The organism is Pseudomonas sp. BF-B-26 (genome assembly GCF_019956495.1).
Lineage (GTDB): Bacteria > Pseudomonadota > Gammaproteobacteria > Pseudomonadales > Pseudomonadaceae > Aquipseudomonas.
On the sequence record NZ_JAHBDP010000058.1, the window covers coordinates 24,895 to 39,444 of the forward strand.

General features: G+C 60.5%; 10 protein-coding genes. 4 read left to right on the top strand and 6 right to left on the bottom strand.

Annotated features, from left to right (window positions below):
* Positions 1–140: 140 nt before the first annotated feature.
* The 3 genes from KGB03_RS06940 to acnA all read right to left on the bottom strand — a co-directional run bounded on the left by KGB03_RS06940 (position 141) and on the right by acnA (position 5,575).
* On the bottom strand, positions 141–1,706 hold the full coding sequence (locus tag KGB03_RS06940; protein ID WP_008157303.1) for a methyl-accepting chemotaxis protein: 1,566 nt from the start codon (positions 1,704–1,706) through the stop codon (positions 141–143).
* A gap of 103 nt (positions 1,707–1,809) precedes the next feature.
* A complete protein-coding gene (locus tag KGB03_RS06945) occupies positions 1,810–2,601 on the bottom strand; it encodes a CPBP family intramembrane glutamic endopeptidase (protein ID WP_218537358.1) in 792 nt (263 codons plus the stop codon).
* Between the two features lie 232 nt (positions 2,602–2,833).
* Positions 2,834–5,575, bottom strand: coding sequence for an aconitate hydratase AcnA (gene acnA, locus KGB03_RS06950; RefSeq protein WP_218537359.1), 2,742 nt, complete (start codon positions 5,573–5,575; stop codon positions 2,834–2,836).
* Positions 5,576–5,797: 222 nt separating this feature from the next.
* On the opposite strand from acnA, the gene rlmM reads away from it, so the two are divergent.
* Positions 5,798–6,871 (top strand): 23S rRNA (cytidine(2498)-2'-O)-methyltransferase RlmM, encoded by a 1,074-nt coding sequence (gene rlmM, locus KGB03_RS06955; protein WP_008157308.1) that lies wholly within the window; start codon positions 5,798–5,800, stop codon positions 6,869–6,871.
* 177 nt (positions 6,872–7,048) lie between these two features.
* Positions 7,049–7,300: a sulfurtransferase TusA gene (gene tusA / locus KGB03_RS06960; protein WP_007907805.1), complete on the top strand. Its 252-nt coding sequence runs from the start codon at positions 7,049–7,051 to the stop codon at positions 7,298–7,300.
* Here tusA and KGB03_RS06965 read toward each other — a convergent pair.
* On the bottom strand, positions 7,297–8,706 hold the full coding sequence (locus KGB03_RS06965; protein WP_223526649.1) for an MATE family efflux transporter: 1,410 nt from the start codon (positions 8,704–8,706) through the stop codon (positions 7,297–7,299). The two genes, tusA and KGB03_RS06965, sit on opposite strands and share 4 nt — an antisense overlap.
* A gap of 224 nt (positions 8,707–8,930) precedes the next feature.
* On the opposite strand from KGB03_RS06965, the gene pdxB reads away from it, so the two are divergent.
* Positions 8,931–10,073, top strand: a complete 1,143-nt coding sequence (gene pdxB, locus KGB03_RS06970) for a 4-phosphoerythronate dehydrogenase PdxB (protein ID WP_223526650.1) — start codon at positions 8,931–8,933, stop codon at positions 10,071–10,073.
* Between the two features lie 158 nt (positions 10,074–10,231).
* Here the strand turns inward: pdxB and KGB03_RS06975 are convergent, their stop codons facing one another.
* A complete protein-coding gene (locus KGB03_RS06975) occupies positions 10,232–10,411 on the bottom strand; it encodes a PA1571 family protein (protein ID WP_008151434.1) in 180 nt (59 codons plus the stop codon).
* A gap of 258 nt (positions 10,412–10,669) precedes the next feature.
* On the opposite strand from KGB03_RS06975, the gene KGB03_RS06980 reads away from it, so the two are divergent.
* On the top strand, positions 10,670–12,457 hold the full coding sequence (locus tag KGB03_RS06980; RefSeq protein WP_218537362.1) for an ABC transporter transmembrane domain-containing protein: 1,788 nt from the start codon (positions 10,670–10,672) through the stop codon (positions 12,455–12,457).
* A 114-nt stretch (positions 12,458–12,571) separates the two neighbouring features.
* On the opposite strand, the gene KGB03_RS06985 is transcribed toward KGB03_RS06980, so the two are convergent.
* Positions 12,572–14,500 carry a transglycosylase SLT domain-containing protein gene (locus KGB03_RS06985; protein ID WP_218537363.1) on the bottom strand — a complete coding sequence of 643 codons (1,929 nt, stop codon included), beginning with the start codon at positions 14,498–14,500 and terminating at the stop codon, positions 12,572–12,574.
* Between the last annotated feature and the right edge of the window lie 50 nt (positions 14,501–14,550).

The following is a 14,550-nucleotide window of genomic DNA, read 5'->3' on the forward strand; positions in this document are numbered from 1 at the left end:
CCCACAGGGTTTGGAACACCACCAATCACTGTGGGAGCGGGCTTGCCCGCGAAGAGGCCCTTCCAGGCGCCATCATTTTCAGATTGGCAATAAAAAACCCGGAAGCTTTCGCCGTCCGGGTTCTTCGTTTCCAGCATCAATCAGCGGTTAAACCGCTCCACCAACGAATACTGGGTATTCGCCGTCTTCGTCAGCTCTTCACTCAACAACGCCGAGTGTTGCGCCTGTTCCGAAGTCTGATCAGCCAGGTGCGAGATGTTGCTGATGTTACGGCTGATTTCTTCGGCCACTGCACTTTGCTCTTCGGTCGCCGCAGCGATCTGGGTGGTCATGTCGGTGATGTTGGCCACCGCTTCGCTGATCCCCACCAGTGCCTGATCCGCTTCCAGTACCCGCGCCACACCTTCTTCAGCCTGGCGATGACCAGCCTCCATGGTTTGCACCGCGGTGCTGGCGGTTTGCTGGAGCTTGGCGATCAGGGCGTGGATCTGCCCGGTGGATTCACTGGTGCGTTGCGCCAGTTGACGGACTTCGTCGGCAACTACCGCAAAGCCACGACCCATTTCGCCGGCACGGGCCGCTTCGATGGCGGCGTTCAAAGCCAGCAGGTTGGTCTGGTCGGCGATGCCTTTGATCACATCGACCACACCACCGATTTCGTCGCTGTCCTTGGCCAGTTGAGTCACGGTCAGTCCGGTTTCACCCACCACCACCGACAGGCGCTGGATGGCTTCGCGGGTTTCCCCGGCGATGTCGCGACCGCGACCGGTCAGGCGATTGGCTTCCTGAGTCGCGTCGGCCGTGCGCTGCACGTGGCTGGCGACTTCCTGCGTGGTGGCGGCCATCTGATTGACAGCGGTGGCCACTTGCTCGGTTTCGACACGCTGACGTTCCAGGCCGGTGGAGCTGCTGTGAGCCAGGGTGTCGGACTGTTTCGCTTGGTCGCTCAGATGCTCGGCGGTGTCCTGCAGGCGGGTCAGGCAGGTTTTCAGGCGGGCTTCCTGGCTGAGGATCGACATCTCCAGGCGCGCCTGGGCACCGCGGCTGTCGGTGTACATTTGCGCGATCAGCGGGTCGGAGGTCGTTTGCCCCGCCAGGTGCAGCAGACGCTTGAGACCGCGCTGTTGCCAGCTCAACCCCAACAGACCCAATGGCACCGACAGGCCGGCGGCCAGCGCAAAACCCCATTGGGAATTGAGCGAGGCACCGATCATGAAGCTCAGCTGGCTGACCAGAATGAACGGCAGCCAGTCCTGCAGCACCGGCAGCCATTTGTCCGTTGAAGGAATCGCCGACTTGCCCTGATTGATGCGTTGGTAGAGCGCTTCGGCACGGCGGATCTGCTCGGCGGTGGGCTTGACCCGCACCGATTCATAACCGACCACCTGATTGCCTTCGAAAACCGGCGTGACATAGGCGTTAACCCAGTAGTGATCACCGGTCTTGCAGCGATTCTTGACAATGCCCATCCATGGCAAGCCTTGTTTCAGTGTGCCCCACATGTGCGCGAACACAGCGGCCGGGACGTCAGGGTGACGGACCAGGTTATGCGGAGCACGGATCAGCTCTTCACGAGAAAACCCACTGATCTCGACGAAAGCGTCGTTGCAGTAGGTGATCACGCCCTTGGCATCGGTGGTGGAAATCAACCGTTGCTGAGCCGGGAAGGTCCGTTCGCGTTGTGTAATAGGCTGGTTGTTACGCATGGCTTTTTCAATCCGCAAGGCTTTGACGGGTTGTCGGCATCGTCAGCCATTTATTGAGATTATTTTTCAGTAATCAGTGGCGCGTCGCAAAACGACCCTTGCGTCAGCCGGCAAGCATCGGATAGGTGAACAGTCCGAAATGCAGCAGGTTCAGGCCGAAATGGGTGGCGATGGCCGCACCCAAGCCACCAAAACGGTAGGCCAGACCATAGCCGACACCTGCCAGGCTCGCCAGCAACACCCATTGCCAGCCGGAGCCCACATGCACCAGGCCGAACAGCAGCGTGGCGAGGAGCAGGGCGAGGTTTTCACCATGGGGCAGGTTTTTGAAGCACCGGGTCAGACCGCCCTGGATGTAGCCGCGAAAGAGTGCTTCCTCGACCAAGGTCACCAGCAGCAGATTGTTCAATAGCCACAACCAGGCTTGATCGGGCCACTTCGGTGCCCAACTGATCACGCCCAGCAACAGCGCGCCACCCAAGGCCAGCACGGCACTCAACGTCAGCGCCAGCGCGGTGGCATAGATGGAAGCGCGCAGCGGATGTCGGCCGACAATCCACGGGCAGGCCAGCAAAAGCCAGAATCCGATCAGCGGTTTGTCCTGATTCAGGTACATGAAAAACGGCGCGGCATCGTCGGTGAATCGTTGAGAGGCGAAACCACGACCGTTGTAGAAACCGGGAAGCCAGTGCATCGCCAGTGCCAGGACCAGGACGAAGAACACTCCATGACCGAGGTAGCGCGCGATGGGGAGCTTTTGCTGACGGACGGCGAAGCCTGTGAACAGCAACAATGCGAAGGAGATTACGGCCAGCCAGCCGAGGTGACCGTAAATCAGTGCCAGACCATAGCCGAGGGAGAGGAGGGCCAGGTAGTTCCATGGCAGGGCGATCATTTGAAGTCCTTGTGTCGGGATTCTGCGGGTTGCCCCGGTCAATGTGGGAGCGGGCTTGCTCGCGAAAGCGGTGTAACAGTCGACGATGATGCTAAATGTTATGGCCTCTTCGCGAGCAAGCCCGCTCCCACATTTGATCGGTGTTGTTCATATTTTTTGAGGCGCGATTATAAGGACGAACGCAACTCAAACAAAAACACCGCCCGAAGGCGGTGTCTGTGTCAGCAGGCTGTTACGAGGCAATCAACTGCCGCAACACGTAATGCAAAATCCCCCCCGATTTGAAGTACTCCACCTCATTCAAGGTATCGATCCGGCACAACACCTCGACCTTCTCGTGGCTGCCGTCTTCACGGGTGATCACCAGCGTCAGGTTCATCCGCGGCGTCAGTTCGACGCCAGTCAAACCGAGAATATCCAGTGTCTCCTTGCCGGTCAGGTTCAGGCTCTTGCGGTTTTGATCCAGCTTGAACTGCAACGGCAACACGCCCATGCCCACCAGATTGGAGCGGTGAATCCGTTCGAAACTTTCCGCAATGACCGCTTTGACCCCCAATAGATTGGTGCCCTTGGCCGCCCAATCGCGACTCGAACCGGTGCCGTATTCTTGCCCGGCTATCACCACCAGCGGCGTGCCCGAGGCTTGATAACGCATCGCCGCATCGTAGATCGGCATCCTCTCCCCGGTGGGAATGTAGATCGTATTGCCGCCTTCTTCGCCGCCGAGCATCTCGTTACGGATGCGGATGTTGGCAAAGGTGCCGCGCATCATCACTTCGTGGTTGCCGCGTCGCGAGCCGTAGGAGTTGAAGTCCCGTGGTTCTACGCCTTTGTCGCGCAAGTAATGGCCTGCCGGGCTGTCTGCCTTGATGTTGCCGGCGGGAGAGATGTGGTCGGTGGTCACCGAATCACCCAGCAGCGCGAGGATTCTGGCACCGGCGACGTCCTTGACCACCGGCGGCGGCCCGCCGATGTCGTCGAAGAACGGTGGATGCTGGATGTAAGTTGAATCGTCCTGCCAGACATAGGTCGCCGCTTGCGGCACTTCGATTGCCTGCCATTGCTCATCGCCGGCAAACACCTCGGCGTACTCCTTGTGGAACATTGCAGTGTTGACCTGGTTCACCGCGTCGGCGATCTCTTTGGTGCTTGGCCAGATGTCCCGCAGGTACACCAGATTGCCCTCTTTGTCGGTCCCCAAAGGCTCGCTGCTGATGTCGATGCGCACCGTCCCGGCCAGCGCATAGGCGACGACCAGCGGTGGGGAGGCCAGCCAGTTGGTTTTCACCAGCGGATGCACGCGGCCTTCGAAGTTGCGGTTGCCCGACAGCACCGAGGCGACGGTCAGGTCGGCGGCCTGAATGGCTTTTTCGATCGGCTCCGACAATGGCCCGGAGTTGCCGATGCAGGTGGTGCAGCCGTAGCCGACCAGGGCAAAACCCAGTTCATCAAGGTAGTGAGTCAGGCCGGCAGCCTTGTAGTAGTCAGTGACCACTTTCGAGCCTGGGGCCAGCGAGCTCTTGACCCACGGTTTGCGCTTGAGGCCTTTTTCCACGGCTTTCTTCGCCACCAGGCCGGCGGCCATCATCACGCTCGGGTTGGAGGTGTTGGTACAGGAGGTAATCGCCGCGATCACTACCGCGCCGTTTTTCAATCGATAGGTCTGACCTTCGTATTCGTAGTCGGCTTCTCCGGCCAGGTCGGCATTGCCCACCGCGACGCCACCGCCGCCTTCACTTTCGAGGCGGCCGATTTCCTTGCTGGTGGGTTTGAATTGCAGGTCGACGAAGTCACTGAATGCTTGCGCGACATGCGGCAGCGATACCCGGTCTTGTGGGCGTTTCGGCCCGGCAAGGCTGGCTTCGACGCGGCTCATGTCCAGCGCCAGCGTGTCGGTGAACTCCGGTTCCTGGCCCGGCAGGCGCCACAGGCCCTGGACTTTGCTGTAGGCCTCGACCAGTTTCACGGTTTCGCTGGTGCGACCGGATAAACGCAGGTATTCCAGGGTGATGTCATCCACCGGGAAAAAGCCGCAGGTGGCACCGTATTCCGGGGCCATGTTGGCGATGGTCGCGCGGTCGGCCAGCGGCAGGTCGGCGAGGCCGTCACCGTAGAATTCGACGAATTTGCCGACCACGCCTTTCTTGCGCAGCATCTGGGTGACGGTCAGCACCAGGTCGGTGGCGGTGATGCCTTCCTTGAGTTTGCCGGTGAGTTTGAAGCCGATCACTTCCGGGATCAGCATCGACACCGGTTGGCCGAGCATCGCCGCTTCCGCTTCAATCCCGCCGACGCCCCAGCCGAGCACGCCGAGGCCATTGATCATGGTGGTGTGGGAGTCGGTACCGACCAGCGTGTCGGGGAAGGCGTAGGTGCGGCCGTCCTCGTCCTTGGTCCAGACCGTGCGCCCCAGGTATTCCAGGTTCACCTGGTGGCAGATCCCGGTGCCCGGCGGCACCACGCTGAAATTGTTGAAGGCGCTTTGGCCCCAGCGCAGGAACGCATAACGTTCGCCATTGCGCTGCATTTCGATGTCGACGTTTTGTTCGAAGGCGCTGGCGCTGGCGAATTTATCGACCATCACCGAGTGGTCGATCACCAGATCCACGGGGGAGAGCGGATTGATACGCTGCGGGTCGCCGCCGGCCTTGGCCATCGCGGCGCGCATGGCGGCCAGGTCGACCACGGCAGGAACACCGGTAAAGTCCTGCATCAATACCCGCGCGGGACGGTATTGAATTTCGCGGTCGGAGCGACGTTCCTTGAGCCAGGCGGCAATCGCCTTGAGGTCGGCGCCGGTGACGGTTTTTTCATCTTCCCAGCGCAGCAGGTTTTCCAGCAGCACTTTCAACGACATGGGCAGCTTGTCCAGGTCGCCCAGGCTTTTGGCAGCATCCGGCAAGCTGAAATAGTGATAGGTCTTGTCGTCGACTTGTAAGGTTTTAAGGGTTTTCAGGCTATCGAGGGACGGCATTGAAATGACTCCTTTGGGTCCGCACGGCTACGGACTGACGGGACAGACAGAGCCTTTAACCTAGCCCTGTTCCTGCGCTAAAGCTAATAACTGGACTCTATGAATAAGTCCAAGGTTCCGAACTCGGCTATCATGCGCCGGTTTTCGTGACAGGCTTTGCTTCAACGCAAGTCTGGGCATCGCGCAGTGGCTGAATTTCTCGCCATCTGCCCAGGAGTAAGAATGAACACCCTCTTTATGCATTGCCGGCCGGGCTTCGAAGGCGAAGTCTGTTCCGAGATTTCCGAACACGCCGCGCGGCTGAACGTGGCCGGTTATGCCAAGGCCAAGACCGCCAGCGCCTGCGCCGAATTCATCTGCACCGAAGAAGACGGCGCCGAGCGCCTGATGCGTGGCCAGCGTTTCGCCGATCTGATCTTCCCGCGCCAGTGGGCTCGCGGGATCTTCATCGATCTGCCGGAAACCGACCGCATCAGCGTGATCCTCGCGCACATGGCGGACTTCCCGCTGTGCGGCAGCCTGTGGCTGGAAATGGTCGACACCAATGATGGCAAGGAGCTGTCGAACTTCTGCAAGAAGTTCGAAGGCCACCTGCGCAAGGCGCTGATGGCCGCTGGCAAACTGGTTGAAGACGCCCACAAACCGCGCCTGCTGCTGACCTTCAAAAGTGGCCGAGAAGTGTTCATGGGCCTGGCCGAGTCGAACAACTCGGCGATGTGGCCGATGGGCATTCCGCGGCTGAAGTTTCCACGTGAAGCGCCGAGCCGTTCGACGCTGAAGCTGGAAGAGGCGTGGCACCATTTCATCCCGCGCGATCAATGGGACGAGCGCCTGCACAGCGACATGACCGGCGTCGACCTTGGCGCCGCTCCTGGCGGCTGGACCTGGCAACTGGTCAATCGCGGCATGCTGGTGACCGCGATCGACAACGGCCCGATGGCCGAAAGCCTGATGGACACTGGTTTAGTGCAACACTTGATGGCCGACGGTTTCACCTTCAAGCCCAAGCAACCGGTGGACTGGATGGTCTGCGACATCGTCGAGAAACCGGCGCGCAACGCCGCGATGCTGGAAGAATGGATTGGCGAGGGGCATTGCCGCGAAGCGGTGGTCAACCTCAAGCTGCCGATGAAACAGCGTTACGCCGAAGTGAAGCGCTTGCTGGAGCGCATTGCTGACGGGTTCAAGGAACGCGGGATTCGGGTCGAGATCGGCTGCAAACAGCTGTACCACGACCGTGAAGAAGTGACCTGCCATTTGCGCCGGCTGGACGTAAAGAAACCGAAATCCCGCTGATTGACGCGGACCATGTGGGAGCGGGCTTGCTCGCGAATGCGGTGGGTCAGTCGACATCAATGTTGAATGTCAGTCCGCCTTCGCGAGCAAGCCCGCTCCCACAGGTGCAGTGCAACGCCACAGATGACCGAACACCCGGCAATGCGCGACAATGCCGGCAAGTTTCAGGAGTGAATCATGAGTGAAATGATTGATACGCCGGTTGACGGCACCCTCGACGCCACCGGCCTCAACTGCCCGGAACCGGTGATGATGCTGCACCAGCACATCCGTGATCTGGTGCCTGGCGGCCTGCTCAAGGTGATCGCCACCGACCCGTCGACCCGTCGCGACATTCCCAAGTTCTGTGTGTTTCTCGACCACGAACTGGTGGCGCAGCACGAAGAGGCAGGCACCTACCTCTACTGGATCCGCAAGAAACTCGCTTAACCCGCCGAATGGCTGATGCGGATCCGCTTGCGTGCACTGCGCGTCAGGCGGATCGACAGCATCAACGCCGCGCAACTCAAGCCCACGATCAAACCCTGCCACAGCCCGCTCGGGCCGCTCGGCGTGCCGAACCAATCGGTCAGGCCCAGCGCGTAACCCACCGGCAAACCAATCCCCCAATAAGCGAACAGCGTCAGGATCATCGTCACCCGAGTGTCCTGATAGCCGCGCAACGCGCCGGCAGCCGTCACCTGGATCGCATCGGAAAACTGGAACAGCGCCGAATACACAATCAGCATGGCCGCAACATGAATCACCGTCGGGTCGGCGGTGTAGATCGTTGCGATGTGTTCACGCAGCAACAGCATCATGCTCGCGGAAATGCACGCATAGGCCAGCGCCGTGCCCATGCCGACACCGGCGGCGAAGCGGGCCTCGCGCGGCTCCTGACGGCCGAGCGCCTGGCCAACTCGCACGGTCACGGCCATGCCGAGGGAGTAGGGGATCATGAACACCAGCGAGCTGAAATTCAGCGCGATCTGATGCCCGGCCACCACCGTCGCGCCGAGGCTGCCAATCAGCAGCGCAATCACCGCGAAGATGCTCGACTCGGCGAACACCGCGATGCCGATCGGCAGGCCGATGCCCAACAGGCGTTTGATCACCGACCACTGTGGCCAGTCGAAACGGCTGAACAACTCACTCGACTGATACGCCGGCGCCCAGCGTTCCCACCCGGCCATGCCCAGCGCCATCACCCACATCACGATCGCCGTGGCCCAGCCGCAACCGACACCGCCCATGGCCGGCACACCGAAGTGGCCATAGATGAAGACGTAGTTCAGCGGAATGTTCAGCGCCAGCCCGCACAGACCCAACACCATGGCCGGACGCGTACGCCCCAGGCCGTCACTGAAGCAGCGCAGCACATGGTAGAACGCAACGGCAGGCAAACCGCTGGCGATACCGTGCAGGTATTGCATGCACGGGCCGATCAGTTCGGGATCGACCTTCATGATGTGCAGAATCGGTTCGGCGCTGAACAACATGCCGGTCGCCATCAAGCCCACGACCAATGCCAGCCACAGTGCCTGGCGCACGATCGGGCCGATCTCGCGGTGGGTGCCGGCGCCGAAACGCTGGGCGACTTTCGGGGTAGTCGCCAGCAGCGTGCCGGTCATTAACAGAAATACCGGCACCCAGATCGAGTTGCCCAGCGCGACCGCCGCCAGATCCCGTGGCCCGACCCGGCCCGCCATCACCGCATCGACGAAGCCCATGGCGGTGGTCGCCAGTTGCGCGATCATGATCGGCAAGGCCAGGCCGAGCAGGTTTTTCAGCTCCAGGCGAACCCGGGCCGGACGGGTGAGGGAAATAGCGGCGGGGCGGTCAGTCACGGAATTCAAGGGCGAAACGTCCAGAGATGTTGATGCGCAAGGCGGCGCATTCTACGCCCTGACGCAGTGGTCAGGAAAAGTGCTGTGTTAGGGATTTGTAATCGACGTTGTTCGAGATCCCCTGTGGTGAGGGGACAAGTCCCCTCGCCACAGGGGGCGTGGTGATACTTAATGCCTGCTGGCCCACTACGGCCATCTGCGCCTACACTGCCGATCCGCCAAAGGAGCCTGCCATGCTGATTGTTGCCGACGAAAATATCCCGCTGCTCGATGCCTTCTTCGAAGGTTTCGGTGAAATCCGCCGGGTGCCGGGACGTTCCATTGACCGCGCCACCGTCGAACAGGCCGATGTACTGCTGGTGCGCTCGGTGACCAACGTTAACCGCGGGTTGCTCGAAGGCAGCAAGGTACGCTTTGTCGGCACCTGCACCATCGGCACGGATCACCTGGATCTGGATTACTTTCAGCGGGCCGGCATCACCTGGTCCAGCGCACCCGGCTGCAACGCCCGGGGCGTGGTCGACTACGTGCTCGGCAGTCTGCTGACCCTGGCCGAAATCGAAGGCGTCGACCTGGCTCAACGCACCTACGGCATCGTCGGTGCCGGTGAAGTGGGCGGCCGGTTGGTCAAGGTGCTGCAAGGTCTGGGCTGGAACGTGCTGGTCTGCGATCCGCCAAGACAAGCTGCAGAAGGTGGCGATTACGTCAGCCTCGAGCAGATCATCGAGCAGTGCGATGTCATCAGTCTGCACACGCCATTGAAGAAACACGGCGCCCAGTCGACCTGGCATCTGTTCGATAAAAACCGATTGAACCAGCTCAAATCCGGCTCCTGGCTGATCAACGCCAGTCGTGGCCCGGTGGTCGACAACGCCGCGCTGCGTCAGGTGCTGCTGCAGCGCGAAGACCTGCAAGCAGTGCTGGATGTCTGGGAAGGTGAGCCTGAGGTCGATGTGGCCCTGGCCGAACTCTGCGTGCTGGCGACGCCGCACATTGCCGGTTACAGCCTCGACGGCAGACAGCGTGGCACCGCGCAGATCTATCAGGCGTATTGCGATTTTCTCGGGCAAGCCGCCCAGATCAGCTTGAACGATTTGCTGCCCGCGCCCTGGTTGTCGCAAGTGACCTTGAACGCTAACAGCGATCCGGCCTGGTCGCTGGCGATGTTGTGCCGCGGCGTGTACGACCCGCGTCGCGACGATGCGGATTTCCGCCGCAGCCTTGTAGGCAATGTGAACGAACAGCGTGCGGCGTTCGACTCACTGCGCAAACATTATCCGTTGCGGCGTGAGATTGATGGGTTGCAGGTGCGGATCGAGGGGGATTCGCCTGAGTTGCACAAGATCGTGGCGGCGTTGGGCGCTTCGGCTGTCTGAGCATCGAGTTGGCCCCTTCGCGAGCAGGCTCGCTTCCACATTAATCTCAGTCGTATTGTGGGAGCGAGCTTGCTCGCGAATGGCTGCCCCTCAATTCTGGATCAGCACCCATAAAAAACCCGGCCATCAGAGGCCGGGTCAAGAAGACGGTGGCTATATCACTTTTGTTCGGCAGGCTTGACCAATCGCTTTTCCAGTTCGCGGCAAGCGTCCTGGATCATGTCTTCAGTGATCGGTACTTCGCGCCCATCCTTATCGATAATCGAGCAACCCAGAGACTGGTCTGGCTGTGTACGGATCACTTCAATCTTGTCTTCGCTGCTGTTTTGCAAGGACATGGCCTGTCTCCTCATCAGGTTGTGTGCTTACCATAGAACCGCCACGTGACCGGGCTGTGACAACGCCCTGCGATCTTTGCGGCGGAAACATCAGTCCACCAGAAATATGGCTGCGTTGCCACCCGAACTTTAGACCAATACCGTCTAGGACCTAGTCTTTGCGGTCATATTTAACCCGACTCATTATGATTTGCAGCGTTCAAGCCCATCGACCGGTGTAGGCTTGATCGCGTCAAAGCCTACTGGTTGCGCCATCGAATGATCTCCATCCTCTCATCCCGTCAACGGCGCGCCATGCGTCTGGCCCTGCGTTTCATTGCGCCTTATCGCTGGCCGGCCGTCGGTGCCTTGCTCGCATTGATCGTCACGGCGGGCATCACCTTATCCATGGGGCAGGGGATTCGCCTGCTGGTGGATCAGGGCTTCATGACCCAATCGCCGCATTTGCTCAACCAGTCCATCGGCTTGTTTATGTTGCTGGTGGTCGGGCTGGCGATTGGCACCTTCGCGCGTTTCTACCTGGTCTCATGGATCGGCGAACGTGTTGTCGCGGACATCCGTCGTCAGGTGTTCAATCATCTGATTTATCTGCACCCGGGATTCTACGAAGACAACCGCAGCTCCGAGATCCAGTCGCGGTTGACCGCTGACACCACGCTGCTGCAATCGGTGATCGGCTCTTCGCTGTCGTTGTTTTTGCGCAATCTGTTGATGGTGATCGGCGGGATCGTCCTGTTGTTTATCACCAACCCCAAACTCACCAGCATCGTGGTCGTCGCGTTGCCGTTGGTGATCGCGCCGATCCTGATCTTCGGCCGTCGGGTGCGTAGCCTGTCGCGCCTGAGCCAGGACCGGATTGCCGATATCGGCAGCTATGTTTCCGAAACCCTGGGCCAGATCAAAACCGTGCAGGCCTACAACCATCAGGTCCAGGATGAGCAGCGCTTCGCCGCAACGGTGGAGGAGGCCTTCAACACCGCTCGCAAGCGGATCTTCCAGCGGGCCTGGCTGATTACCCTGGTGATCGTGCTGGTGCTTGGCGCAGTCGGGGTGATGCTCTGGGTCGGCGGCATGGATGTCATCGCCGGGCGGATTTCTGCGGGCGAGCTGGCGGCGTTTGTGTTTTACAGCCTGATTGTCGGCAGCGCATTCGGCACGTTGAGCGAAGTGATCGGCGAACTGCAGCGTGCCGCCGGCGCCGCCGAGCGGATTGGCGAGTTGCTGCGCTCGGAAAATATCATTCGGCCACCGACCACTAACCTGGTGACTTTGCCTGAACGGGTAAGGGGTGACCTGGTGCTGCAAGACGTGCGCTTTTCCTACCCATCGCGTCCCGAAAGCTATGCGGTCGATGGTTTGAATCTGACGATCAATGCTGGCGAAACCCTCGCGTTGGTTGGGCCGTCCGGTGCCGGCAAGTCGACGGTGTATGACTTGCTGCTGCGCTTTTACGACCCGGCTGAAGGACGCATCCTGCTCGACGGCGTGCCGCTGACTCAACTCGATCCGTTGGACCTGCGTCGCTGCTTCGCCCTGGTCTCGCAATCCCCGGCGCTGTTCTTTGGCAGCATCGAAGAGAACCTCCGTTACGGCAACCCGACGGCCACCCTGGCCCAGGTTCAGGAAGCGGCGAAAATCGCCTACGCCCACGACTTCATCGAACAAATGCCCAACGGCTACCAGACCCACCTTGGCGACGGTGGCCTCGGTTTGTCCGGCGGTCAACGCCAGCGTCTGGCCATCGCCCGGGCGCTGCTGGTGGACGCGCCGATCCTGCTGCTGGACGAAGCCACCAGCGCCCTCGACGCCCAGAGCGAACACCTGATCCAGCAAGCCCTGCCGAGCCTGATGAAAAATCGCACCACGCTGGTCATCGCCCACCGACTGGCCACCGTGAAAAACGCTGACCGGATCGCGGTGATGGACCAAGGGAAACTGGTGGCGGTGGGGACGCATCAGGAATTGATTGCGAGTAACGCGCTGTATGCGCGGTTGGCGTCGTTGCAGTTCAGTGATGGCAGGGCTGAACTCGACATACACCCGTAGGCACTACCGCGCCCCTTTTTGGACGATGCGCTAACTCCAGTAGGAGCACGGCTTGCCGGCGATGGCGTTTTTGAGATCGCCATCGCGAGCAAGCTCGGCTCCTACAGACGTGGATTATTGATCGTCAAAGTAGCGCTCATGCCAATCCACCAATGGTTGCGGTGAGTTGAGCTTCTGGCCGTAGATCACCGAGTACGACAACACGTTTTGCACGTACTGACGGGTTTCGTCGAACGGGATGCTTTCCACCCAGACGTCGAAGCTCAGGTGGTCCGCACCGCGCAACCACTGGCGCACGCGACCGGGCCCGGCGTTGTAGGCGGCGGAAGCGAGGACGCGGTTACCGTTGAACTGGCTGTGGACCTGGCTCAAGTAAGCCGCGCCTAGCTGGATGTTCTTGTCCGGGTCGAGCACTTGCTGCGGCGAGGCCAGGGGAATGCTGAACTTGCGCGCGGTTTCCTTGGCGGTGCCGGGCATCAGTTGCATCAGGCCGCTGGCGCCGACGCCGGAACGGGCGTCGTCCATGAAAGCACTTTCCTGGCGGGTGATAGCGAACACCCAGCTCGAATGCAGGCCACGAACCTTGGCTTCGCGCACCAGGGTTTCGCGGTGGGCCATCGGGAAACGGATGTCCAGGTCGTCCCAGTACTGCGCCTGACTGATGGTGCGGATCGCCGGGAAATACCATTTCAGGTCGTAGGCCAGTTTCGCCTGGGCGACCATTTCGTCGCGGCTGAAGTGGCGGCTGACGTGGTACCACTCGCGGCGACCATCGACGATCTGTCCGCGAGCATGGAATTCCAGGGCGCGTCGTATGCCGGGGGTATTGCGGACCTTGTTCATCAGCGCTTGACTGAGCACCAGCGGTTTGTTGTTCAACGAGTAGGGCGACTGTGAGCGATCCGCTGCGAGGAAGCCGTAAAAATCACGCTCGCGGGCGAGGCCCTTATACAGCGTCTGCGCTTCCGGGTTCTGCGGCTGCGCCAGTTCCAGACTGCGGGCCTGCCAATAGCGCCAGCGATTGGTGGTCGCCAGATCCTGCGGCAGACGGCGAGTCAGTTGATAGGCATCGTCCCAGCGAGCCAGGCGCAGCAGTAGGCGCAGGCGCCATTCCGACACGGTGTTGTCGCGCAGTTCCGGGTCGTACTTGGTCATCACGTCCAGTGCGCGCGGGTCGAAACGTCGGGCGAGGGTCAGGCCGATTTCCCGGGCAATGGCCACTTTTTCGTCGCGCGAGAAGTGCATGCTGCTGGCATAGCCGTCGAGCAAGGCCATGGCCTTGTCCGGATCCTGTTTGGCCAGGCGGCGCAGGCCGAGGCTGACGATGTCGGACATCGGCTCGTCGGCCGGGGTAAACCGCGACGGTTGATTGAGCAGCTCGGGTTTCTGCGCCACATCCACCAGCAAGCGGCCGCGCGGGCCGAGGGTGGTCAGGCCGCTCACCAGGCTGTTGGCTAGCGGGTAGTTGCGCGCCTGGGCGGCAAGCTTGGTGCGCTCCCAGCGTTTCTGTTCGGTCAGTTGACCTTCTGCGGCCCAGATCCCGAACAAGCCATCACACGCCCCAGGCAGCGATTTACCGGTCAGCCAGAGTTTTTCGGCGTTGGCATAACCTTCGGTCTTCTGTTTGCGCGCGATCTGATTCTGCGCGTTCAGGCAGTCCAGTTCGGTGAAATTGAGTTTGGGGTCGTAGTACTTGACGAAGGTTTCCCAGTCGCCGCGATCGGCCAGCCAGCGCAACCAGCGCAGTTTCATCCAGTTGGCTTGCGGCAGGTCGCCGTGTTCGGCGAGAAATTTCTCGATTTCGGCATTGCTCGCGGTTTTCAGACGTGCGGTCAGTTCGTCGTACGCAAGATAAGGCTCCAACGGGTAATCCCTAAGAGCCTGGCTGTAACGGAAGTAAGGACCTGTATCACCCTTGGCCAGGGCACGCTTGGCTTCATCGTAGTATTGACGCTGGGTAGACAGGTCCACCGCCTGTGCTGTTTGGATGGCAGTGGCAGAAAGAAGAAAACAGGATAAAAGACCAAAAAGGCGACTGCGCATGAGACGTCCGAACAGAGAAATCATGACAAGCGTTGACGATGCCAACACTG